General features: G+C 28.0%; 2 protein-coding genes. Both read right to left on the bottom strand.

The genetic code is table 11. The features are described from left to right. Nucleotides 1-821 (bottom strand): RNA dependent RNA polymerase (locus tag JCM16418_RS23280; protein ID WP_036653815.1); only part of this gene is annotated, 821 nt, incomplete at its 3' end. Between the two features lie 34 nt (nucleotides 822-855). Continuing rightward, on the bottom strand, nucleotides 856-1,071 hold the full coding sequence (locus tag JCM16418_RS23275; RefSeq protein ID WP_036653813.1) for a hypothetical protein: 216 nt from the start codon (nucleotides 1,069-1,071) through the stop codon (nucleotides 856-858). Nucleotides 1,072-1,502 lie beyond the last annotated feature (431 nt).

Genomic DNA, 1,502 nt, shown 5'->3' with positions numbered 1-1,502 from the left:
TTAACCCAAGGCATTCTAATCATAAAGTTTTTCTTACTTAATCTCGGTAAGATCATCCCACAGCCATCTGTGTGGTTGATCTCAATTTCTTTGATACATCTAGTAATCTCAAATGTATTATCATTGATATAGTCTACTTCACTCGAAAATGATAACTCCATGTCATCCACTACAATAGACTTATTGATATTGAAATTCCATGTATCAGTAGCACTATTACACAAGGCCAAATAAGCGAGGTATTTGTTTATGTTTACTCCACCCAGTTCATTAATTTTATTTGGAGTGAGCCCACATAATAAACTTTCTTTATGTTTATCGAATAATTCTTCTTTTATGAATACGGTTTTCTTCGTTCTGATCTGTCCTGCTGAAGCTGTAAAGCATATGTACTTATTGTTATTAAAATAAAAACCACTATCAATGATACTTTTAAAAACATCAAAATAATAAGTTTGAACCACTATGATCTCGTCGTTGATATAATTTATATTTTCTTTATTGCTTAATTTCATTTTCAATGTTCTAGTTAGAACAGAGTCAAATACAGATATCTCCTTGTTTTTATTCAAAAGAATAGGGTTAAGTGTTCTTGTGATGCCTTCATTCTTTTTAAATTCCTTATAAAGTTCTTTCTTTAAGATACTGAGTCGTCTATTAACTGAACTGATTCTTTTGCTGGTGTGGTCATTTTTTTTAAGTTTTGCTTTAATCTTTTTACGCAAATAATAGCCGCGATTCATGACTTTATTTATTTTAATTTCTCTACCAGTATAGAAATCATTCGTATCAACACTGTATATTTGTACCTGCTTATCCAAACTTATTAATAACACCCCGATTCCTCGACCAGTTTTATAAAATCCTTTTAATCTTTCCGCTCTTCATAGCTAATGTATAATCGTCATTCACTACTATGTATTCACTATCATATCTTTCATTCCAATCATTAACCAAATCTACAATTTTATGTGTATATTCATCATATGTCTGTCCGATACTAATTTCTCCATCAAAATACTTATCATCCCATGTACTATGGTATGAAAACCTTTTTTTCATTTCTCTCATTACTTAAATTCTCCTCTTTAGTTTTTATAATTACCGACTCCTCTTCAGTGTTATAGATATTACAGATAACATAATGTATAATTAGATTTTTAACTCTTAAATTATAAAAATCAACTCCTAATCAATATAATATTTAAATCACAATTACTTTTTTCAAAATTAATATATCATTTAAAAATCCAGAAAGTCAATGACTTTAAAAATAAAAGATATAATTTTTATACAATATTGCAATTGTTATTTATTTCCTTTATAATTAAATGAAACACAATATTAATAAAGGAGATGGTGAAATTGAATCAAATGAAGGGCTCTCTAAACAATGTTGGTATCTTAAATACAGGTACAGTTTATAATGATATAAAATCATTTATAAACAATAAGTCTAATCGAAGTAATAACACATCCAAGTCCTATGAAAAGGCATATCG

Origin of the sequence: Paenibacillus pini JCM 16418 (assembly GCF_000576305.1) — a bacterium.
Taxonomy (GTDB): Bacteria; Bacillota; Bacilli; order Paenibacillales; family Paenibacillaceae; genus Paenibacillus_AQ; species Paenibacillus_AQ pini.
This window is presented reverse-complemented; position numbering and strand designations above follow the sequence as displayed.